The 21,847-nt window shown below is 70.5% G+C and carries 17 protein-coding genes; 5 read left to right on the top strand and 12 right to left on the bottom strand.

Translation table 11 applies throughout. The features are described 5' to 3' along the window. Nucleotides 1-14: 14 nt before the first annotated feature. From Q0Z83_RS28215 to Q0Z83_RS28205, 3 genes are all read right to left on the bottom strand, one after another. The gene (locus Q0Z83_RS28215; RefSeq protein WP_317786246.1) at nt 15-740 is read right to left on the bottom strand and encodes an alanyl-tRNA editing protein; all 726 of its coding nucleotides are present in this window, start codon (nt 738-740) and stop codon (nt 15-17) included. 11 nt (nt 741-751) lie between these two features. Next, nucleotides 752-2,878, bottom strand: coding sequence for an RNA polymerase recycling motor ATPase HelR (gene helR / locus Q0Z83_RS28210; protein WP_317786245.1), 2,127 nt, complete (start codon nt 2,876-2,878; stop codon nt 752-754). An 82-nt stretch (nt 2,879-2,960) separates the two neighbouring features. Then, nucleotides 2,961-3,959, bottom strand: a complete 999-nt coding sequence (locus tag Q0Z83_RS28205) for an ArsR/SmtB family transcription factor (RefSeq protein ID WP_317786244.1) — start codon at nt 3,957-3,959, stop codon at nt 2,961-2,963. A gap of 66 nt (nt 3,960-4,025) precedes the next feature. On the opposite strand from Q0Z83_RS28205, the gene Q0Z83_RS28200 reads away from it, so the two are divergent. After that, entirely contained in the window at nt 4,026-5,462 is a 1,437-nt protein-coding gene (locus Q0Z83_RS28200) for an MFS transporter (RefSeq protein WP_317786243.1), read from the top strand. Nucleotides 5,463-5,468: 6 nt separating this feature from the next. Here Q0Z83_RS28200 and Q0Z83_RS28195 read toward each other — a convergent pair whose 3' ends face one another. The 4 genes from Q0Z83_RS28195 to Q0Z83_RS28180 are packed head-to-tail and all read right to left on the bottom strand — an operon-like array spanning nt 5,469 to nt 7,705. Beyond that, nucleotides 5,469-6,479, bottom strand: coding sequence for an LLM class flavin-dependent oxidoreductase (locus tag Q0Z83_RS28195; protein WP_317797147.1), 1,011 nt, complete (start codon nt 6,477-6,479; stop codon nt 5,469-5,471). A 1-nt stretch (nt 6,480) separates the two neighbouring features. Then, nucleotides 6,481-6,960, bottom strand: coding sequence for an SsrA-binding protein SmpB (smpB, locus tag Q0Z83_RS28190; protein WP_317786242.1), 480 nt, complete (start codon nt 6,958-6,960; stop codon nt 6,481-6,483). After that, the gene (locus Q0Z83_RS28185) at nt 6,953-7,246 is read right to left on the bottom strand and encodes a hypothetical protein (protein ID WP_317786241.1); all 294 of its coding nucleotides are present in this window, start codon (nt 7,244-7,246) and stop codon (nt 6,953-6,955) included. The genes smpB and Q0Z83_RS28185 overlap by 8 nt, the downstream gene beginning before the upstream one ends. A gap of 27 nt (nt 7,247-7,273) precedes the next feature. Further along, complete coding sequence (locus tag Q0Z83_RS28180; protein ID WP_317786240.1) at nt 7,274-7,705, bottom strand: DUF1801 domain-containing protein; 432 nt, start codon at nt 7,703-7,705, stop codon at nt 7,274-7,276. A 25-nt stretch (nt 7,706-7,730) separates the two neighbouring features. Between Q0Z83_RS28180 and Q0Z83_RS28175 the strand changes: the two genes are divergently transcribed. Both Q0Z83_RS28175 and Q0Z83_RS28170 read left to right on the top strand, forming a co-directional pair. Further along, nucleotides 7,731-8,423: a suppressor of fused domain protein gene (locus Q0Z83_RS28175; protein WP_317786239.1), complete on the top strand. Its 693-nt coding sequence runs from the start codon at nt 7,731-7,733 to the stop codon at nt 8,421-8,423. A gap of 52 nt (nt 8,424-8,475) precedes the next feature. After that, nucleotides 8,476-8,856: a hypothetical protein gene (locus tag Q0Z83_RS28170; protein WP_317786238.1), complete on the top strand. Its 381-nt coding sequence runs from the start codon at nt 8,476-8,478 to the stop codon at nt 8,854-8,856. A gap of 29 nt (nt 8,857-8,885) precedes the next feature. On the opposite strand, the gene Q0Z83_RS28165 is transcribed toward Q0Z83_RS28170, so the two are convergent. The 4 genes from Q0Z83_RS28165 to Q0Z83_RS28150 all read right to left on the bottom strand — a co-directional run bounded on the left by Q0Z83_RS28165 (nt 8,886) and on the right by Q0Z83_RS28150 (nt 14,609). Beyond that, complete coding sequence (locus Q0Z83_RS28165; protein ID WP_317786237.1) at nt 8,886-9,953, bottom strand: cellulose binding domain-containing protein; 1,068 nt, start codon at nt 9,951-9,953, stop codon at nt 8,886-8,888. A 456-nt stretch (nt 9,954-10,409) separates the two neighbouring features. Further along, nucleotides 10,410-11,894: a (Fe-S)-binding protein gene (locus Q0Z83_RS28160; RefSeq protein WP_317786236.1), complete on the bottom strand. Its 1,485-nt coding sequence runs from the start codon at nt 11,892-11,894 to the stop codon at nt 10,410-10,412. After that, complete coding sequence (locus tag Q0Z83_RS28155; RefSeq protein ID WP_317786235.1) at nt 11,894-13,057, bottom strand: FAD-binding oxidoreductase; 1,164 nt, start codon at nt 13,055-13,057, stop codon at nt 11,894-11,896. Before Q0Z83_RS28155 ends, Q0Z83_RS28160 begins: the two co-directional genes overlap by 1 nt. 103 nt (nt 13,058-13,160) lie before the next feature. Then, entirely contained in the window at nt 13,161-14,609 is a 1,449-nt protein-coding gene (locus Q0Z83_RS28150) for an FAD-linked oxidase C-terminal domain-containing protein (RefSeq protein WP_317786234.1), read from the bottom strand. A gap of 158 nt (nt 14,610-14,767) precedes the next feature. Here Q0Z83_RS28150 and Q0Z83_RS28145 point away from each other — a divergent pair, with 158 nt between their 5' ends. Continuing rightward, nucleotides 14,768-15,463 (top strand): hypothetical protein, encoded by a 696-nt coding sequence (locus tag Q0Z83_RS28145; protein ID WP_317786233.1) that lies wholly within the window; start codon nt 14,768-14,770, stop codon nt 15,461-15,463. 323 nt (nt 15,464-15,786) lie between these two features. Continuing rightward, nucleotides 15,787-18,465 (top strand): pyruvate, phosphate dikinase, encoded by a 2,679-nt coding sequence (gene ppdK / locus Q0Z83_RS28140; RefSeq protein ID WP_317786232.1) that lies wholly within the window; start codon nt 15,787-15,789, stop codon nt 18,463-18,465. 1,236 nt (nt 18,466-19,701) lie between these two features. Here ppdK and Q0Z83_RS28135 read toward each other — a convergent pair. Beyond that, complete coding sequence (locus tag Q0Z83_RS28135; protein WP_317786231.1) at nt 19,702-21,693, bottom strand: hypothetical protein; 1,992 nt, start codon at nt 21,691-21,693, stop codon at nt 19,702-19,704. Between the last annotated feature and the right edge of the window lie 154 nt (nt 21,694-21,847).

Below are 21,847 nucleotides of genomic sequence, written 5' to 3'. Positions count from 1 at the left end.
CGGCAGGCCGCCACTCAGTCCGCGATCCTGATCCGGACCCGGCGGTTCTGCCGGCCCTTGCTTTCCACCTTGACCACCTCGACCCGGCCGACCTGCGCGGTCGACGCCACGTGGGTGCCGCCGTCGGCCTGCACGTCCAGCCCCACGATGTCGATCACCCGGATCTCCGGATGATCGAGCGGCGGCAACGCGTCCTGGGTACGGACCAGCGTCGGGATCTCCAACGCCTCGGCTCGCGGCAGCACCCGCGCCACGATCTTGCGGTCGGCGCTGATCTCCGCGTTCACCGCGTCCTCCAGCGCCTGCTTGAACCCCGGCGGCACCTCCGGCAGGTTGAAGTCCATCCGGGCTTCGCCCGGTTGCATGTTTCCGCCGGTCACCAGCGCGCCGAAGTCACGGAACACCGTGCCGCAGAGGATGTGCAAACCCGAGTGGGTACGCATCAGGCTGGTCCGCCGCTCGTCGTCGATCGCGCCCCGCACCGTCGTACCGGCAGTCGGCACCGGATCACCCGGTGCCGGGATCAGGTACTGCTCGTCGCCCTTACGCGTGTCGACGATGCGAGTGCGCACACCCTCCCAGAGCAGCACCCCGTGATCCGGCGGCTGGCCGCCCCCGCCCGGGTAGAAGGCGGACCGGTCGAGCACGATGCCCGCCTCCGGATCGGCCGGATCGGACCACACCACGGTGCAGTCCCATTCGCGTACGGTCGGGTCACTCCAGTCCAGGCGTTCGGTCACGAAACCGAACTCTAATCGGTCAGAACCACCAATCGGCGCGTTGCGCGCGTCATCGCCACGTACCTGTCGACCGCCCCCTCGACACCGTCCCCGAACAAGTCCGGGTCGATCAGCACGACCAGGTCGAACTCCAGCCCCTTGGCCAGCTCCGGGGTCAGCGACCGGACCCGCTCCCGAGCCCGTCCATGGACCGGCCGGTGCCCGATCACGCACGCGGTCCCCTCGGCGTGCTCGGCCGACCACGAGTCCAGGATCGAGTCCAGTTCGCCGACCCGGCCGTGATGCACCGGGATGCCACTGGATCGGATCGAGGTGGGCACGTTGGCGTCCGGCAGCACCGCCCGGATCACCGGCTCCGCCTCGGCCATCACCTCGGCCGGGGTGCGGTAGTTGACCGAGAGCGAGGCGAGCGTGATCCGGTCGAGTCCGGCGCGCTCCAGCCGCTCGGCCCACGACCCGACGAACCCGTGCCGGGCCTGGGCGCGATCCCCGACCACGGTGAGGCTGCGGGACGGGCAGCGCACCAGCAGCATCCGCCACTCGGCGTCGGTCAACTCCTGTGCCTCGTCCACCACGATGTGCGCGAACGGTCCGGCCAGCGGATCCGCGTCGTCCTCCGGGAGCGCGCGGCCCTCGTCCAGCACCTCCCGCAGGTCCTGCTGCCGCAGCATGGTCATCAGGCCCTCGCCGTCGTCGTACTCGTTCGACGCGATCAGGTCCTCCACCACCCTTTCCATCTCGGCACGCCCGGCGGCGACGGCCACGGCCCGACGGCGTCGGGCCCCGGCCGCCCGCGGGTCGCCGAGCAGGCGGCGGGCCGCGTCCAGCAGCGGCAGATCGGACACCGTCCAGGCCCGCGGGTACGGCCGCTGCAGCGCGCGGATCTCGGCGGTGCTCAGCCACGGCGCGCACCGGCGTAGGTAGGCCGGCACCGACCACAGGTCGGCCACCAGATCGGCCGCCTGCAGCACCGGCCACGCCCGGCCGAAGGCGGCCCGCAGATCGGGGTCCCGAGCCAGTTCCGCCTCGCTCACCTCGGACCGGTCGCCCAGGATGGCCAGCAGTTCGGCCCACACCTGGTCGCGTGCCTCATGATGCGGGGTGCCCGGATCCGGCACGGCGAACGCCTCCGCCCAGTCGGCGGCCGTCACCGTGACGTCCTCGACGGCCAGCTCGACGGTCGGCGGCTCCTGGTAGAACCGCACCGCCGCCTCCATCGCCTCGACCAGCCGCGCCGACGACTTCAGCCGGACCACCTCCGGGTCGGTCTCCGGCGCCGCGCCCGCACCCTCCGGGACCAGGTCCCGCAGCGTGCACGTCTGCACGTCCTCCTCGCCCAGGTTGGGCAGCACGTCCGAGACGTACGCCAGATAGGGCTCGTGCGGACCGACGAACAGCACTCCGCCCCGGCCCTTGGCCAGGCTCGGGTCGGAATAGCGCAGGTACGCCGTCCGGTGCAGCGCCACCACGGTCTTGCCGGTGCCCGGCCCGCCGTCGACCACCAGTGCCCCGGCCGCCCCGGCCCGGATGATCGCGTCCTGGTCGGACTGGATGGTGCCGAGCACGTCCCGCATCCGCGGTGACCGGCTGCCACCCAGGCTCGCGATGAACGCCGACTGGTCGTCGAGCGCCGCCGCGTGCTCCGCGAACTCACCGGCGGCGAACACCTCGTCCCAGTAGTCGTTCACCCGGCCGTCCGCCCACCGGTACCGGCGGCGGGACACCAGGCCCATCGGGTTGGCGTGGGTGGCCCCGAAGAACGGTTCGGCCGCCGGTGACCGCCAGTCGACCAGCAGCCGACCGCCCTCGCCGTCGGTCAGTCCGAACCGGCCCACGTAGACGGTGTCGCCGTTCGCGTACACCATCCGGCCCAGGCACAGGTCCAGGCTGAATCGCCGCAGCGCCCGCAACCGGGAGCTGAGCCGATGGACCGCGTCGTCCCGGTCGACCGCCTGCCTGCCCTTGCCGGCCGGCGCCTTCCGCTCGGTCTCCAGTTGCTCGGTCACCTCGGCGATCGACCGCGCCAGGCTGGTGGCCATGCCGGTGAAGTGTTCCTCGTCCGCGGCGATCAGCGCCGGCGCGGCCTTGGCGGCGAGCCGCTCGGGCAGAGCGAAGGCGCTGGTGGTGGAGAGAGTCACGAGATCCCCGTTCGCGCAGAGTTTGTGCTTGAGCAGCGATTCTGCGCCGGGTATGGGGTCTTGCCGCAAGGCCCCCTATGTGCTATAGGTTAGAAATGGCGGAGGAACCTCCCTCGAGGAAGGAATCGCCGAGAGCCGTCCGTCGGTAGAGCACTGACCGTCCCGACCGGGCCCGCTCCACCAGCCCCGACCGCAGCAGCACCGCCAGGTGATCGCCGACCGCGCCGGGTGCCATCCCGAACGCTCGTGCCAGCTGACTGGTGCTCGCCGCGTCGCCCAGCGAATCCAGCAGCAGCGCCCGCGACCGCCCGAGCAGCGCTGCCAGATGCTCCGGCGCCGCCGCCGGTTCGCTCTCCAGCAGCGTCGCCACCCCGCGCGCCGGGTAGACGATCGCCTTCGGCCACGGCTCGTCACCGTAGACGGCGATCTCCGGCCAGATGAACACCGACGGGATCAGCAGCAGCCCGTCCCCACCCAGCGGAATCGTGTCGGTGGTCCGCCCGGACGTGTCGATGCCGCCGTCGCGCCACCGCACCTTCGGATGCAGCCCGGCCAGTGCCGCCGCCCACCCGTCGCGCCCCAGCTCAGCCGCCCGGTAGACGACGTCACGCTCGCACAGCAGCCGCATCCTCGGCCAGTCGGCGGCCAGCACCGCCGACCACGCCGCCGCGAACGCCCCGGCCAGCCGCTCCAACACGTCCGCTCCGGTCAGCACGGCCCGCGCCGCGTCCCCGGTGTCCGGCCGCCGTTCCAGGTAGAACTCGATCTCGGCCCGGGCGGCGGCGACCGGAGCCGACCGCAGCGCGGCCAGATCGTCGGCGATGGTCTGCCCGATCCGCCCCGGCGGCGGGCACAGGAACGTCGCCCCCGACGTCGGCGTGTGCAACGCGAGAACCGCGTCCACCGCCGGATCCGCCGCCCGCACCCGCGCGAACGGCCCGCGCAGCCGCCCCAGCCAGGCCTCCGGAATGCCCCGGTTGTGCGGCCCGGCCAGCGCCCGCATCACGTTCTGCAGCTCGAACACCGGCGACAGCGCGAACCTGGTCCGCAGCAGATCCTCCGCGCCCACCTCGAACCGCATGCCCCGACCTTACGTTCAGAGCCGAAACATTCGCGGCTGCGGCCCGGCCCCGGCACGCTCACCGGCATGACCGTCGCCGCCCGCCCGGCCACCTACCGTGAGGTGTTCGCGGAACCGAGTTTCCGCACCCTGTTCGCCGCCCGCACGTTCGCCATCAGCGCCACCTCGCTGCAGATCTTCGCGCTCTCCGTGCTCGTCTACACGACCACCGAGTCGCCGCTGCTCAGCGCGGTCGCGTTCGGCGCCGGATTCCTCCCGCAGTTCGCCGGTGGCCTGCTGCTCGGCTCGCTGACCGACCGGCTCCGCCCGCGTCCGCTGATCGTCGCCGGATACGCCGTCGAAGCGCTGCTCTCGGTCGTCCTCGGCCTCGCCGACCTGCCGGTCGGGTCGGCCCTGGCCCTGGTCGCGGCCATCGCCTGCTTCACCCCGGTCTTCAACGGCGCGGCCGCTAAGGTGATCGCCGAACGCCTGACCGGCGACGCCTACGTTCTGGGTCGTGCCGTCTCCAGCATGTCCTCCTCGTTCGCCCAGCTTCTGGGCCTGGCCGGTGGCGGCGTCGCGGTGGCCGCCCTGGGTGCCCGCCACGCCCTGCTGCTGGCCGCCGCGTTCTTCCTGGTCGCCGCCGTGATCGTCCAGCTGTTCCTGCCCGCGACCGCCACACCACGCGCCGTCCTCTCCGGAGCCGACGCGACCGCCGGTTCGGCCGTCGCCTCCCGTAGTGCTGATTCGTCCGGTCCGGCCGTCGCCTCCCGGGGCGGCGATTCGCCAGATTCGGCTGTCGCTTCCTCGGGCGTCGATTCGGCCGGTTCGGCTGTCGCTTCCCCGGGTGTCGATTCGGCCGGTTCGGCGGTCGCTTCCTCGGGCGTCGATTCGCCCGATTCGTCGGCATCCGTTGCGGCGGAGACGCGGCCGGACGGGCGTCGGAGGAACGCCGTCCGGGACAGCTGGACCGGCGCCACGGCGATGCTGGCCGACCCCACGATCCGCCGCCTGTTGCTCGCCCAATGGCTGCCGTCCGCGTTCGTGGTCGGCGCCGAAGCCCTGCTGATCGCCTACAGCGCGGATCGTGGTCTCCCGCCGGGCGCCGGAGCGGTGCTGATGGCCGGCCCGGCGGTCGGCATGCTCATCGGAGACCTGATCGTCGGCCGCTTCGTCCGCCCGATCTGGCGGGAACGCCTGTCCGGCCCACTGGTGCTGCTCCTGGGCGCCCCGCTGCTACTGCTCCCGGCCGACCCGCCGCTACCGTTGACGGCAGCCCTGCTGGTCCTGTCCGGCACCGGCTTCGCGTACAGCCTCGGACTCCAGCGAGCTTTCCTGGAGTCCGCCCCCGAACATCGGGTGGGTCAACTGTTCGCCCTGCTCTCGACGGGTTTGATGGCCCTGCAGGGGGTGGGTCCGCTACTGTCCGGCGCGGTGGCCGAATTGACCACCCCGGCCACCGCGATCGCCGCCGCCGGTGCGGCGACGATGCTGGTGGCGGCGACGACGAGAAGACCCCGCTAGAACAGGTCAGGCCAGCAGCTCGCGGACCCGGGGGATGACCTCGGTGGCGTACAGCTCGATGCACCTGGTCAGGTGTTCGGTGGGGAGGGGGCCGTGTGAGTATTTCAGGTCGAAACGGTCGACCTCCAGCGCCTTGACCGTCGCGGCGATCTTCTGGGCCACGGTCTCCGGGGAGCCGACGTGCCAGGCGCCCTCGGTGACGTCGGCCTCGAAACGGGACCGGGTCGCCGGCGGCCAGCCGCGCTCACGGCCGATCCGGTCGAGGTTGCGGCGGGCGTGCGGCCACAGGATGTCGACGGCTTCCCGGTCGGTGGCGGCGACGAACCCGGGGCAGTGCACTGCGATCGGCTGCGGTTCCTGTTCGAGTTCGTTGAGGGCACGCCGGTACAGGTCGGTGTAGGGCGCGAACCGGGCGGGCGCCCCGCCGATGATCGCCAGCACCAGCGGCAGGCCGTACTGGGCGGCGCGGACCACCGACTCGGGGCTGCCGCCGACACCGATCCAGGTGCGGATGCGGCCGGACCCGGTCTTCGGGTAGACCTGCTGGTCACGCAGCGGCGGCCGGATCGAACCCGTCCACGTGACCGGGCCCTCGTCGAGCAGCTCCGCCATCAGGTCCAGCTTCTCGGCGAACAACCGCTCGTAGTCGGCCAGGTCGTAGCCGAACAGCGGGAACGACTCGGTGAACGATCCGCGGCCGAGCATGATCTCGGCCCGGCCGCCGGACACCGCGTCGAGTGTGGCGAAGCGCTCGAAGACCCGTACCGGATCATCGGAACTCAGGACCGTGACCGCCGTGCCCAGCCGGATCCGCTCGGTCCGCGCGGCGATCGCCGCGAGGACGATCTCCGGAGAGGAGATCGCATAGTCGTCGCGGTGATGCTCGCCGACGCCGAAGAAGTCGAGACCGAGTCGGTCGGCGAGCACACCCTGCTCGACGACGTCCCGGATGACCTGGGCGTAGGGCTTGCCGTTGACGTCGCCGAAAGTGTCGAGACCGAATTCCACCGCCAAGATCCTACCGGCGGCCTTTCAGGCGCCGGCCCATCTCCTTCGCGATCTCCTTCTTGGCGTCCCGCTCGGCCATCACCTGCCTTTTGTCGTACGACTTGAGGCCCCGAGCCAGTCCCAGCTCGATCTTGGCCCAGCCGTCCTTGAAGTACAGCGACAGTGGCACCAGGGTGAGGCCCGACCCGTCCTTCAGCTGGTTGAGGATCTTGATGATCTCGACCTTGTGGAGGAGCAGTTTCCGGGTGCGGCGCGGCGCGTGATTGGTCCACGAGCCGAACCCGTACTCCGCGATGTGCAGCCCGTAGAGCATGATCTCGCCCTCGTGCTCCTGCGCGAACGTGTCGACCAGCGACGCCCGGCCCAGACGCAGGGACTTCACCTCGGTGCCGGCCAGCACCAATCCGGCCTCGTAGGTCTTCAGGATGGCGTAGTCGTGCCGGGCCTTCTTGTTCGACGCGACCAGCTTGACGCCCGTCTCCCTAGGCATCGGGGTCGGCTCCGCCGAGGTCCTCCGGGATCGGCCGGCGCATCGAGTAGGTGACGCTGCTCAGCCGATGTGGCTCGTCCTTCACGTGGATGACCGCCCGGTCGTACGCCTGCCAGCCGGCCTGTCCGGCCCGGTTCAGATGCCGCAGGTCGTCGAAACGCTCGTCGGTGCCCCAGCGCAGCACCCCGGTCGGATGGTGGAACGTCGCCGTCCAGTCCATGAAACGGTCGGCGCCGAGCGTGCCCGCCGCGCGGTACTCCAGTCGCGCGTATTCCCAGTTGTCCACGCCGATGATTATGCCGCCCGATTGGACCTATTGCTGTTCGGTAGTGAGCGTCTGTCCGTCCAGATGCCGGAAACCGGCCGCCACCAGCGCTTTCAGGACCTCGTGATCGACGTCGGCGAGTCGCTTCAGATAGAGGCAGGATTTGCCGGTGCTATGCGGGCCGAGCCGGTCCAGCAGTTCCGGATAGCCGTCGAAGCCGGCCGAGATGTAGAGGGTCAGCGCCTGTTTGCGCGGCGACATCCCGACCGCCGGCCAGTCACCGGACCGGCCGGACGCATACCGGTAGTGGTAAGCGCCGAACCCGATGATCGCCGAGCCCCACATCACCGGCTCGGCACCGGTCGCCTCGGCCATCAGCGCGCACGCCGCCTCCGCGTCGGCCCGCCGTTTCGGATCGGCGACCGCGGCCAGGAAAGCGGGCACGTCCCCGTCGTTACGTGTGGTCTTCGGTTCCGCCATATCGGCCAGAGTAGGCTCCCCGGCCATGAGTCGAGGGGACGGCGTGTTGCGGCACGAGTCGGTGCATGACGGTTTCGTGGCGGCGCAGGGCCAGCGGCAGGAGATCGCCGAAGCCATCGACAGGCACATCGAGGAGCATTTCGGTACGGTCGACTTCGTCTACCACGAGGTCGGGTCACACCTGGTGGGCGTGCACGTCTACGTGATCGCGCCGACCGAGGCCCGGCCGTTCCGGACACTGATCACCTCGGGCATGAGCGAGTTGCCGATGACCGTGCCGGCCGGGGTCAGCCCGTACGCCGAGGTCATGCTCTGTCTTCCGGCGGACTGGCCGATGGGCGAGTCATACCCGAGCGAGACCGCCCCGGACTGGCCGATCGCGGTGCTCAAGCAGGTGGCGCGCTTGCCGCACGAGTACCGCACCTGGATCGGCGAGTGGCACTCGATTCCGAACGGCGACCCGGCCGAGACGTACGCCCCCGACGTCCCGTTCTGCGGTGTGGTGATCACCCCGATGCTGCGGACCACGGCCGAGGCCCGGGTCATCACCGCCCCCGACGGCACCGAGATCAACCTGCTCGCGGTGATCCCGCTGCACCGCGACGAGATCGCCGTGAAGATCGAGCAGGGCACCGACGCGCTGATCGAGGTATTGGATCGTGGCCGGGTGACCGAACTGCTGGACCCGGGACGGCCGTCGTTCGCCGTGGTGGAATAGGGCTTGATCAACTCGGTTAGCATCCCGTGACGTGCTGGGATGTGTCAGAGGTTTGTCCGGGCCGCGGTGGGTCGCGGTTCATGTTCTGGTCTACGTGGGGCTGCTCGCGGTCGCATCGGTGATCGATCTGAGTCCGTCGGCCGGTTCGACGTGGGGCGGCGCCCTGGTGGCGTACGCCGCCGCGATGCCCTTCATTCTGCCGTTCTCAGTGCTGCCGGTGGCGCTGATGCTGGGTGTGCTCTGGCTGATGCGTCACCTGCGGGCGTGGCTGTTCCGCGTGTCCGCGGTCCTGCTCTGCTGCCTGCCGGTGGTGCTGATAGCCGCCGAGCCGCGGATGCTGCTCTTCTACCTGCCGGCGCAGGCGCTGCTGGGGCTGCTCCTGGTGCAGCCGGTCCGGGTGGCCGACCACGAGGTGGGCGCGCACGCCTTCTGAGCACGCCCACCTCGACGAGATGATCCGGGTCAGCTGATCGCGGCCTGGACGGCCGGCAGCCAGCGGGCGGCGATCTTCACGTTGCCGGCGTCGTTCGGGTGCACGCCGTCGTACGTGTCGGTGGTGGTGTTGAAGCCGGTCCACTGGTCGACCACGGTGACCGGGGAGGCGGCGGTGCTCAACGACGCGGCCCAGGCCGGGATGGCGGCGTTGAGAGTGACTACGCGCTGACCGCAGTCGGTGCAGGTGGGCGGATTGAGCGGGATGATCTGCGCGACGATGATCTTCATCTTCGGGTTGTACGCCCGCATCTGCCCGACCAGCGTGGTGTAGGCGTTCAGGATCGTGGCGGCCGGGATGTTGCTCCACGCGTCGTTGGTCCCGAAGTGCATCAGCACCACGTCCGGCCGGCTGGCGGAGATCCAGGCCGGCAGCTGGTTCTGGCCGGCGACGTTGGTGACCAGGTAACCGCCGTGACCCTCGTGCTCCCCGTCGTAGGGGAAGCCGCAGCCGTCGCCGGGCAGGGTGCCGACGAAGTCGACCTTGGCCGCCGGGAGCTGCTGCCAGAGCAGGGCGCGCCAGCAGCCGGGTGAACCGGTGATCGAGTCGCCGAGCGCCATGATCCGGGTGACGGTGCCGGTGCTGGGCGACGGGTTGGGTGTGCCGGTGCCGTCGCTGGGTTCCACCACGACTCCTCCGGTGCAGGTGACGCCGTTGAGGCTGAAGCTTGCGGGCACCGGGTTGCTGCCGGTCCACGATCCGTTGAAGCCGAACGACGCCTTGCCGTTGGTGGCCAGCGCACCGTTCCAGGCGGCGTTGCGAACCGTGACCGTGGACCCGGACTGGGTGACCGATCCGTTCCACAGCTGGGTGATGGTCTGCCCGGACGAGAACGTGAACACCAGCGACCAGCCGGCGACCGGATCGCCGAGGTTGGTGACGTCGACGGCGGCGCCGAAGCCACCCTGCCACTGGCTGCTGACCGTGTACTTGACGGCGCAGCCGGCGGCCGCGCTCGCGCTGGTGGCGACGGCGAAACCGCCGAGGGTCAGCAGGGCCGTGACGAGACTGAGGACAGTCCATTTTCGTCTTTGCACGGGAAGCCTCCGGGGATGTGCTTGACGGGCGTGCGGGGACGGAGCACGCTGGGAGCGCTCCCAATTAACGCACATCAATGGGTGTCGGGAGAACGGTCATCCGTCGATTCGTCGTCGCGCACGAAAGGGCAGTTCGAGTGGCTGCGCCGAGCAGTGGAACGCACGCAGTGGAAGCGCATGGAGAGGCGCTGGTGCTGGGCGAGACGTGCGGCGCGAATGGGATGGGTGCCGCATGGGTGGGCGGCTGTGGTGGAGTGGGGTCGTCGGCGCGGGGGCGCCACGATCACACGGCGGTCGCCCACCGGGAGAGCGGGGAGGCGGGCGGCTACGGGGCCCGACTCCCCGCGTTCCAGCGCCGTGCCACTCGCGTTCCCCACCGGCTGGCCGTGAGGACTGCCGTGAGGCCTCAGTGACAGCCCCCAGGACCAGCTGGGCATGGTCGGCGGCCGGGCGGCATCACCGTCGCGGTGGGTCGGGGCAGGTGAGCAGGGAGCTGGGGCCCAGGTTTCGGATCGAGGCGTCCAGGACGTGGGCGGTGTGCGCCAGGGCGATCACCCCGCCCCGCCGACGAACCGCGGCGGCGACCTGCATCAGGCACCCCGGATTGGCGGTGACCAGCAGTTCCGCGCCGGTGGCGAGCACCGCGTCGGCCTTGCGGTCCCCGAGTTCGGCGGCCGGCTCCGGGTTGAGGACGTTCCAGACCCCGGCCGAACCGCAGCAGATCTCCGCCTCGGCGATCGGCCGCACCTCGAGCTCCGGAATGCCGTTCAGCAATGCCCGTGGCTGAGCGCGAACCCCCTGAGCATGCCCGAGATGGCAGGCGTCGTGGTAGGCGACCGACATCGGCAGCGGATGCCGGCGGGCCACCGGGCCGAGTTCGACGAGCAACTCGGACAGGTCGCGGACCTTCGCGGTGAACGCGGCGGCCTTCCCGGCCCACTCCGGGTCGTCGGCGAGCAGTTCGCCGTACTCCTTCAGCGAGGAACCGCAACCCGCGGCATTGACCACGAAGTAGTCCATCCCGGTCCGCTCGAACGTGTCGATCAGCTGTCGCGCGAACCGTCGGGCCTCCTCCCGGCGCCCGTTGTGCATGCTCAGCGCGCCGCAACAGCCCTGGCTCGGCGGAATCAGCACCTCACAGCCTTCGGCGGCGAGCACCCGTACCGTCGCGGAATTGACGTCCGGGAAGAACGCCGACTGAACACAACCGGTCAGCATGCCGACGACCGCGCGCCGTTCGCCGCGCGCCCGGACGCGCGCCGGCGGGCGCGGTACACCGCGCAGACGCGGCGCGAGGGAATCAAGGGTGGCCAGGGTGGGCGCGAGCCGCTGCAGGATTCCGGTGCGTTCGACGAGCCTTTGCAGACCCAGACTCTGGTACGCCCGGAGCGGCCCCCGGAGAAGCCGGAGCCGTTTCGGGTATGGGAACAGCGCGAAGATCGCCGCCCGCAGGGCCCGATCCCGGGTTCCGCGCTGGTGGCGGCGCTCCACCTGGGCGCGGGTGTCCTCGATCAGCCGGTCGTAACGCACCCCGGACGGGCAGGCGGTGACACAGGCCATGCAGCCGAGGCAGTTGTCGAAGTGCCCGACCATCGAATCGCTGAGCGGCTCACCGGAGAGACCCTGCCCGATCAGGTGGATCCGGCCGCGTGGCGAGTCCATCTCCTCGCCCCACAGCACATAGGTGGGGCACGTCGTCAGACAGAAACCGCAGTGAACACAATCGGACACCAGGTCGGCGCTGGGCGGATGATGGCCGTCGAACGCCGTCCCGCTCTCCGCGGCCCGAAGCACGTCCGTCGTGGAAGCGGCCGACGCTGTCCCGAGGCGGTCCGGCGCACCGCCGGGCACCCGTGGTGCGGGCAGCGCCTCAGCGGGCGGGGTCCCGGTGCCCCGGGGAGTGTCGAGGGGGAGCGGCTCGGGATCGGTGGTCTCGGGCATCAGATACCTCCCACGAAGCGGCCGGGCGCGAAGCGGTGATCAGGGTCGAACCGGTCCTTCACCCGACGCATCAGATCGAGGCCGGGCACCGGGCCCCACATGTCGATCATGCCCCGCACGGAAGGCGGCGCGGTCAGCACCACCGCGTGCCCGCCGACCACCGTGGCCACCGCCCGCAGGACTTCCACGACGTGGGCCGTGGCCGCCGGATCGACGGGGGCGCCGGCGTAGAGGACTCCGGTCCCGGCCGAGCCCCGGACCGTCAGGCCGGCCTCGACCGCTGTGCTGACCAGGGACGGGACTCCGGAGAGGGTGCCGGTCAGCTTGAGGGCCAGGGCGTCACCGGTCGCCGGCCAGGGCGGCGTGTCCCACCACGGGGGCGGTGTGTCGGTCACCTCGCCGTTCAGCAGACGGGCCAGGGCGGTGGCACGGTCGCGGACGCCGGTCTCGGTGCCCTCGACGAGGACGGCCAACTCCGGTTCGGCGCCGGGGGCGGCGTTGATCTCCAGGGCGCTCGCTGCGGACTGGGCGGTCAGGACGTTCGCCGCGTGGGTGGGTGGGGCGATCGCCCGTACGAAAAGGGTGAAGAGCGGGACCGGATGCAACCGGAAGACGCATTCGGTGATGAGCCCGAGCGTGCCCTGCGATCCGGTGTAGAGCTTGCCCAGGTCGTATCCGGCGACGTTCTTGACCACCTTGCCGCCGGATTTGGTGATCCGGCCGTCCGGCCGGACGACGGTGATACCGATCAGCAGATCGCGGGCCGTGCCGTAACGCAGACGCCGGGGTCCGCTGGCGTTCGCCGCGACCGTGCCGCCGGCCGTCGCCGTCGCGGGCGCGTCCAGGGCGAGTTGCTGGCCGGGCAGACCGTGCAGCTCGGCCATCGGGGTGCCGGCCCGGACCACGGTGATCAGGTCACCGGCGGCGTGCTCGACGACGCCGGCCAGCCGTCGCGTGTCGATGATCAGGTCGAGCTCGCGTGGTGGCGGGCCCTGGTGGATCTTCGTGCCGCCGCCCCGGATCACCACGGCGAGATCCCGGCTCGCGGCGATCAGCGCGGCCGCCTCCTCGGTGGTCGCGGGTGCCGCGACGAGGCGAGCCGGAACCCCGGCGACGACATCGTCGTCCCCGGCCTTGACCGCGAGATCATCCAGAGCGCTCACCGCAGACCCCCGAGGGCACCGCGGCAACGCTCCGCGCCGCGATCTTGTGGAGTTCCGCGGGACAGGTGTGACCGAGGTCCACAAGATCGCGAAAGGCTGGGCATCAGAAGACCTCCGCCACGCCGGCCTCCTGCAACGGGTGGGCGCCGCGATGGTGGCCGGGCCGCTCCCCGCACAAGCGCGGCGTCGGGAAGACCTTGCCCGGATTGGCGATCCCGTCCGGATCGAAGGCGCACCGCACCAGCTGCATCGTGTCCAGATCGTCGTCGGTGAACATCCGTGGCATGTAACGCGCCTTGTCGACCCCGACCCCGTGCTCCCCGGTGATCGAACCGCCGTGCTCGATGCACAGGTCGAGGATCGCCCCGGAGACGGTCTCGGCGCGCTCGGCCTCACCGGGCACATCGTCGTCGAAGAGGACCAGCGGATGCAGATTGCCGTCACCGGCGTGGAAGACGTTGGCGACCCGGACGCCGTGCTCGGCGGCGACCTCGTTGATCCGGCGCAGCACGGTGGGCAGCGCGGTCCGCGGGATCACCCCGTCCTGCACGATGTAGTCGGGGCTGATCCGGCCGACCGCCGCGAACGCCGACTTGCGGCCCCGCCAGATCAGCTGACGCTCGGTGTCGTCGGCGGCGACCCGGGTCTCGAAGGCGCCGTTCTCCGCGCAGAGCCGGCTCACCTCGTCGAACTGGGCCGCCACCTCGGCGGCCGGCCCGTCCAGCTCGACGATCAGCACCGCGCCCGCCCCGGCCGGATAGCCGCAGCTCACGGCCGACTCGGCGGCCTCGATGGAGAGCGCGTCCATCATCTCGATCGCGGCCGGCACCACCCCCGCCGCGATGATCGCCGAGGTGGCCGCCCCGGCCTGGTCGGTACCGGTGAACGCGGCCAACAGGGTGCGGACCGTCTCCGGCAGCCTGGTCAGTTTCACCGTCACCTCGGTGGCGACGCCCAGGGTGCCCTCCGAACCGACGAAGGCGCCCAGCAGGTCATACCCCGGCGTGTCCGGCGTCGCCCCGCCGAGCCGGACCAGGTCGCCGTCGGGAGTGACGACCTGCAGGCCGGTCACGTGGTTGGTGGTGAACCCGTACTTGAGGCAGTGCGCACCGCCCGAATTCTCCGCCACGTTGCCGCCGATCGAACAGATCTGCTGGCTGGACGGGTCCGGCGCGTAGTAGTAGCCGTGCGGCGTCGCGGCCTGGGTGACCTGCAGGTTGATCACACCGGGCTGGACCACGGCACGCTCGTCGGCCGGCCGCACCTCGAGGATGTCCCGCAGCTGCGAGGTGACGATGAGGACACCGTCGGCGTGCGGGAGCGCCCCGCCGGACAGGCCGGTGCCGGAGCCGCGGGCCACGAACGGCACCCGCTCCTCGGCGCAGGCTCGGACCACGGCGGCGACCTGGGCGGCGGTCCGGGGAAGGACGACCAGCGCCGGAACGACCCGGTAGTGGGAGAGGCCGTCACACTCGTACGTCCGCAGCCGTTGCCGGTCGGTGATCAGCTGGTCCGGCGCCAGCTCGGCTTGCAGCCGCGACAAAAGGGTCATCCGAACCTCCTCGGCAACACTGCCCACCGCCACGCTAACCGTGATCGGCTCCCCGCGCGACGGGGGAAATCGAACCTGTGGATAAGCGGGTGGTGGCCGGGGTGTCACCGCCTGTGGATACTTTTCCGCCTGGTCGCGGCGTCTGCCAAGATGGCCGGATGTTCCTGACCGCCAGACCCGTCCGTGCCGCCCTGGGCGCCGCCTGTGCCCTGGTGATGATGGCCGCCGGGTGCAGCTCCTCCGACGACGGTGAGCCGGATGCCGGGCTGATCACCGTGACCACCATGCGGGGCTCGTTCCTGCAGCCGGCCGAGATCGGCCCGGCGTGGACCGCCCCGGAGGAGAGCGCCGCGCCGACGACGCTCGTCAGCTTCTGTGGTGGCGGCAGCACTCCGCCGCAGCTGCCGCCGGGCGCCGAGGTGGTCTCGTCGAACGCCGCCGACGAGGGGGAGAAGGGCGCGCAGACGCTCCAGCAGTCCGCCCTGGTCTACGGCGACGAGGACAGTGCCACGGCCGGTCTGGGGCTGCTGCGGGCGGTGGCCGACCAGTGCGAGAAGACGTCCGAGGTGCCGGCGGCGGTGACGGCCGACCGCAACGAGCCGGCATACACCGAGACCGTCGAGATCCGCGAGATGAACGAGGGCGCCTGGAGCGGGTTCGTGATCGTGCGCCACAAGCTGTACGAGGCGACCCATCCCGGCACCGCCGACGTCGCGGTGGCCGTGCTGCGCACCCGCAACGTGGTGCTCGTCGACAGCTACGCCATCTACCAGTTGAACAACTCGAGCCCGGCGCCCAACTTCGAGGCGGACTGGAAGAAGCTCGTCGGCTCGGTCGTTCAGCGCGTGGGATAGACACGGCGACGATCGTCGTCTAATGTTCGCGGTGCGCCGTTGCGAGTTCTTCCCCCGTGGAATTCGCAGCGGCGCCCTTATTTTCTGCCGTGAACCGTACCGGCGTCCCCTTCTCCACCACGCGATCAGCAGCCGCGCACTTGTCACTGAGCAATCTCGCTGCTCGTTACTGCGCGGAGAGAGCGTGTACCGCTCAGTGATGGCCGTACCCGTGTGGAAAAAGCCACGGTACTGTTAACTATTCACCCCGGTCGTGCTTAGCCTTACGAATCCCAGGGCAGGAGTTGTTATCCGCCGCGGATTCTTAACCGGGAGGTAGAGGCATGAAGTTCGTATACGACTTCGCCGAGGGCAACAAGGACCTCAAGGATCTGCTGGGTGGCAAGGGCGCCAATCTCGCGGAGATGACCAACCTGGGTCTGCCCGTGCCTCCCGGCTTCACCATCACCACCGAGGCGTGCCAGCAATACCTGCGCAACGGCACGCACGTCGACGGCCTGGCCGCCGAGATCGACGCGCACCTCGCCGCGCTCGAGGAGAAGATGGGCCGGCGCCTCGGCGACCCGGCCGATCCGCTGCTCGTGTCGGTGCGTTCCGGCGCCAAGTTCTCCATGCCCGGGATGATGGAGACCGTTCTCAACGTGGGGCTCAACGACGAGTCCGTGGACGGGCTGTCCCGGCAGGCCGGCGGCAACGACAGGTTCGCGTGGGACTCGTACCGGCGTCTGATCCAGATGTTCGGCAAGACGGTGTGCGAGGTGCCCGGCCACGAGTTCGAGAAGGCGCTCGACGACGCGAAGGCCGCCAAGGGAGTCCGCGACGACGTGCAACTGGACGCCGACGACCTGCGGGCGCTGGTCACCGCGTACAAGAAGGTGTTCGCCAAACACACCGGTCACGACTTCCCGCAGGATCCGCGTGAGCAGCTCGATCTCGCCACCGAGGCGGTGTTCCGGTCGTGGAACGCCGACCGGGCCGTCCTCTACCGCCGTCAGGAGCGCATCCCGACCGACCTGGGCACCGCCGTCAACGTGGTCGCGATGGTCTTCGGCAACCTGGGTGCCGACTCCGGCACCGGCGTCGCTTTCACCCGCGACCCGGCGACCGGTGAGCAGGGCGTCTACGGCGACTACCTGTCCAACGCGCAGGGCGAGGACGTGGTCGCGGGCATCCGCAACACCCTGCCGCTGGCCGACCTGGAACGGCTCGACAAGCGTTCCTACGACGAGCTGATGCAGATCATGGCCACGTTGGAGGGCCACTACCGGGATCTGTGCGACATCGAGTTCACCATCGAGCGCGGCAAACTGTGGATGCTGCAGACCCGGGTCGGCAAGCGCACCGCGGCCGCCGCGTTCACCATCGCCGCCCAGCTCGTCGACGAGGGAGTCATCGACCTGGACGAGGCGTTGCACCGGGTCAGCGGGGCCCAGCTCGCGCAGCTGATGTTCCCCCGCTTCGATCTGTCCTCCGCACCTGAGGCGATGACGCGGGGCATCGGGGCGTCGCCGGGCGCCGCCTACGGCCAGGTCGTCTTCACCTCGGCGCGGGCGGTCGAGGTGGCCGCCACCGGAGCGCCGGTCATCCTGGTCCGGCGCGAGACCAACCCCGACGACCTGCCCGGCATGATCGCCGCCAACGGCATCCTCACCAGCCGCGGCGGCAAGACCTCACACGCCGCCGTCGTCGCGCGCGGCATGGGCAAGACCTGTGTCTGCGGCGCCGACGAGATGGAGGTCTCCACGTCGTCGTTCACGATCGGCTCGGTGACGGTCCGGGAGGGCGAAACGATCTCCATCGACGGCACCACCGGGCGCGTCTACGCCGGTGAGGTGCCGGTCCGGCCCAGCGAGGTCGTGCAGTACTTCGAGGGCGACCTGGACCCCGCGAACGCCAACGACCCCCTGGTCGCGGCGGTGCACCGGATCCTCACGCACGCCGACGAGAAGCGCAGCCTCAAGGTGCGCACCAACGCCGACACCGGGCCCGACGCCGCCCGGGCCCGTCGTTTCGGCGCCCAGGGCATCGGCCTCTGCCGGACCGAGCACATGTTCCTCGGTGATCGCCGTGAGTTGGTCGAACGTCTGATCCTGGCGCGCACCGAGGCGGAACGCAACGAGGCCCTGGCCGGCCTCCAGCCGCTGCAGCGGGCCGACTTCCTGGAGATCTTCCGGGAGATGAACGGCCTGCCCGTCACCATCCGACTGATCGACCCGCCGTTGCACGAGTTCCTGCCGTCACTGGAGGAACTCGCGGTCAAGGTGGCCGTCGCGCACGAGCACGGGCGGCGTGTCGAGCACGACGAGCAGATGCTCGCCGCCGTCCGGCGCATGCACGAGCAGAACCCGATGCTGGGCCTGCGCGGCGTACGCCTGGGCCTGGTCATTCCCGGTCTGTTCGCGATGCAGGTCCGGGCCATCGCCGAGGCGGCCGTCGCGCTCGCCGCCGAGGGCGGCAGGCCGCGCCCGGAGATCATGGTCCCGCTGGTCGGAGCCGTCCAGGAACTCGAAACCGTCCGCACCGAAGCCGAGAAGATCATCGCCACGATCGTCGGCGACACGAACGTCGACATCCTGATCGGCACCATGATCGAGGTCCCGCGGGCGGCGCTGACGGCCGGGCAGATCGCCGAGGCGGCCGAGTTCTTCTCCTTCGGCACCAACGACCTGACCCAGATGGCTTGGGGTTTCTCCCGCGACGACGTCGAGGGCGCGTTCTTCTGGCGTTACCTCGAACTGGGCATTTTCGGCATCTCCCCGTTCGAGTCGATCGACGCCGACGGCGTGGGCCGCCTGGTCCGCATCGCCGCCGAGGAGGGCCGAGCCGCCCGCCCGGGCCTCAAACTGGGCGTCTGCGGCGAACACGGCGGCGACCCCGATTCGGTCCATTTCTTCCACGAGGTAGGCCTCGATTACGTCTCCTGCTCCCCGTTCCGGGTCCCGATCGCCCGTCTCGAAGCCGGCCGGGCCGCGGTGACAGCCGAAGGCTCCGACCACCGCTGAACCGGCCCGCAGTCGCGTCCCGCGGCCGGTTTCCTTCGCTCAGCCGAATGGTGGGTGTGCGGCGATTCGCCGCACACCCACCATTCCTTGACCGCCCGACAATCCCTCCCGCCGTGCCTCCCGCCGCCCGTCTCGCCGTCCGTCTCGCCGTCCGTCCTGCCGGCCTCAACGCTGTTTCCCGGCAGACGCGGACCTTCCCCGTCTCGGTAGCGGTCCCGACTTTCTTCACACCGGCCAACCACAAGATCAACACCCTGAGTCGGTACGGCCAGGCGCTCCCGCCGAACCACCCCTCCCGGACTACACCGCGACGCCTTCCCGGCGCCGGACCGCAACGCGTCTAACGGGCGTATCCGATGGCGGCCCCTTCGGCGCCGGACCGCAACGTGTCTAACGGGCGTGTCCGATGGCGGCCCCGACAGTTCGGGGCCGAGTCCCACCCGCCGATGAGCGCGGCGCCCCCGACGACGCGGCCCATGACCAGCCCGAAAGATCAACATCAGCACAGCCACGGCCGAGCGGCGCGGGAGAAACCCAAAACGCCGCCGGGTCCGCCCCAGCGGTGCCGGACGAACCCTAAAACGCCCCGGAAGCAGCCTTGCCGTGGTGCTCGCCGATCGTCCGGTCCTGGAAGCAGCCTTGCCGTGGTGCTCGCCGATCGTCCGGTCCTGGAAGCAGCCTTGCCGTGGTGCTCGCCGATCGTCCGGTCCTGGAAGCAGCCTTGCCGTGGTGCTCGCCGATCGTCCGGTCCTGGAAGCAGCCTTGCCGTGGTGCTCGCCGATCGTCCGGCTCTGGAAGCAGCCTTGCCGTGGTGCTCGCCGATCGTCCGGCTCTGGAAGCAGCCTTGCCGTGGTGCTCGCCGATCACCCGACCCGGAAGCAGCCCTGACCTCGCCGATCTCGCCCCCGGATGCAGCCCTGACGTGGCCGCTTGCTCCTATGGCCGGGCTTGACTTGGGGACGGCGGTGGCATGTCGTTTGCTGCTAAGACCGGGCTTGCGGGCGGTGGTGGTGTGTCGCTTGCCTCTCCGGCCGGGCCTGGAGGCGGTCGTGGTGTGCGGCTCGCCGTTATAACCCGGGCTGGAGGCGGCCATGCGGTGTCGCTGGCCGCTCGCGCCACGACTTATCGGACCGGTTTGGACGGACCTATCGCGGCCCGCACCGGCGAACCGGTCAAATTTCGACCCCGGAAGCTCTCTGGACCCGTCGCGGGAGTGGATGGTCCGCGATCGGTAGGTCAGGTGGTTGGCTCGGGCGACGCCAAGCCGGCAGCCGGGATGGGCCAGGGGCGGTCGATGCTCGGGTATACGCCGTCGATCACTGCTGGTGGGGCCTCGCCTAGTGGGGCGGCGCAGATCGCGGCTCTGACCACCGCTTCGTGCAGGGCCTGGGCTATTCGGGGGCCGGCGGTGGCCAACAACTCGGGGATGGCGTGTTCGAGCATGGCAGCCGCTACCGACCAGTCGGTGTGTGCGGCGGCGGCCACTCTACGGACGGCCTCGGCCGGTCGGTGCCGGAAGAGCAGGATCGACGTCTCCGGGTAGAGCGGCGCCTCTTCGTACCGCCGCTGCTGTTTTCGCGGTTTGGGACGGCCGTTGCCGTCCTTGCGATGGGCCGGATCGCTCCGGCCGGACCATTTCCGGCGGCCGGGCTTCCCGGAATCGTCGGGCAATAGGACCGGCCCGTCGATCAATGGGAAGGGGTCGCCTGACGGTGGGGCCGGGTCGGCTGACGGTGGAGCCGGGTCGTCGGACCGTGGGACCGCGTCGTCGGACCGTGGGACCGCGTCGTCGGACTGTGGAGCCGGGTCGTCGGACCGTGGGGCCGGGTCGCCGGACTGTGGGGCCGGCCAGTCGAGCAGCGGGTCCGGGCCCTTGAGCAGCCGGCTTGGTGCGTTGATCAGTGTGTCCGGGCTGTCGAGCAGCCGGCTCGGTGGGTTGATCGGCTGGTCCAGGCCGGCGGTCGGCTGGCTCGGTGCACTGAGCAGCGGGCTCGGCGTGCTGATCAACGGGCTCAGGGCGTTGAGTAGGGGGTCCGGGTCGGTGTATCCGGCGTCGGCGAGGATCAGCAGTGCCTCCCGGTCGTCGCGGGCGGCGGCCTCGGCGCGGATCCGGGCGGCCAAGGCGGCGACGATCGGGGTGTCCGCGTTCTGCCTGACGATCTCCGCGTATGCCGGCAGACGCCGCGGATCGAAACCGTCCGGCACCGGCTCCGGGGTCAGATCGTCGGCGCCGAGTCGATGCGCCCGCGTGGTGCGTGCGGTGATCCGGGCGGACAACCGGTACACCGGATCGCTCAACGGCAATTCGGCGGCGCCGAGAACCTGCTCATTCGCGGACACCACGGCGGCGACTATCGGACCGGCCGCCGCCGGGTCGCGCCGGACCTCGTCGTGCACGGCGGCCGCCTCCGGATCCGGCCGACGGCCGCGGAGACGCTGCTCGGTGTAAACCGCAGAACCATGACACGCATATGTCCCCTGATAGGCGGCGGCCAACTCCGGAAGGTCGGTGAGCAGCGAGAAACCGAGCGCCGCAGAGTACGGCAACATGCCGATCGCGGTGTCGAAGCGGGCCCGGTGATCGGGCCGCAGATAGGCCACGACATCCCGATCGTGACCGGTCCGCCCACCCGGCCAGGTCCACGACGGCATCCGGGTCAGCAGGTGCCTCTGTCGCGCCCAGGCCTGTGCCTCCCGGTCCAGATCGTGAGCCGCGAGACCGGCCCCGACCAGGGCGCACTGGGCGACGGCGGCCTCTCCCGGATCCTCGATCAGGGCGGCCAGCGAGGCGGCGGCACCGCAGTCGGTGGACGCGAGGTGTCCGGTGAACGCGCGCAGCAACCGGGCCAGCGAATACGGATTGCCGGCCAGCGGCGCGGGCGGAGGCAGCGCCCGCAGCCACGCGGCCGGAGTCGGATAGAGATGCCGGTGGGTGTGCGTGCTCCACCGGGCCCGGATCTCCCGCAGACAGGTCTCTTGCTCGTCCACCGGCGCTGGGGTGCCCTCCGGCGCGAACGGCTGCGGGCGGGACCGGGGAGCGGCGGCCAGACCGGCCCGTAACAGCGTCAGATACAGCACCTGGGGCAGGTTTCCGGCGCTGGTCAGGGCCTCGGCCAGCGCCTGGTCGACGAGCTCGGCGAACCGGTCATCGGACCCGGTCCGGTCTAGTAGGGAGAGCCGGAGCCGCCGGTCGAGCACGGTGACGTCGGGATCACTGGTCGTCGCCATCGTGCCTCCCCATCGATTCATTTCATTGGGGCGGATGCTACCGGCGAGGTGCGACAAAAAGCGCCGCGTCGTTTCCCGGCCGGGTGGACGTGGCCTGATCCGGCGGAAAATGTCGGTGGGCGGGTCTAGCGTCCGTGGGGACGGTGTCAACGAC

It is taken from the genome of Actinoplanes sichuanensis (assembly GCF_033097365.1).
Taxonomy (GTDB): domain Bacteria; phylum Actinomycetota; class Actinomycetes; order Mycobacteriales; family Micromonosporaceae; genus Actinoplanes; species Actinoplanes sichuanensis.
The sequence above is the reverse complement of the archived record's forward strand: the minus strand, read 5'-3'. Positions and strand labels throughout refer to the sequence as shown.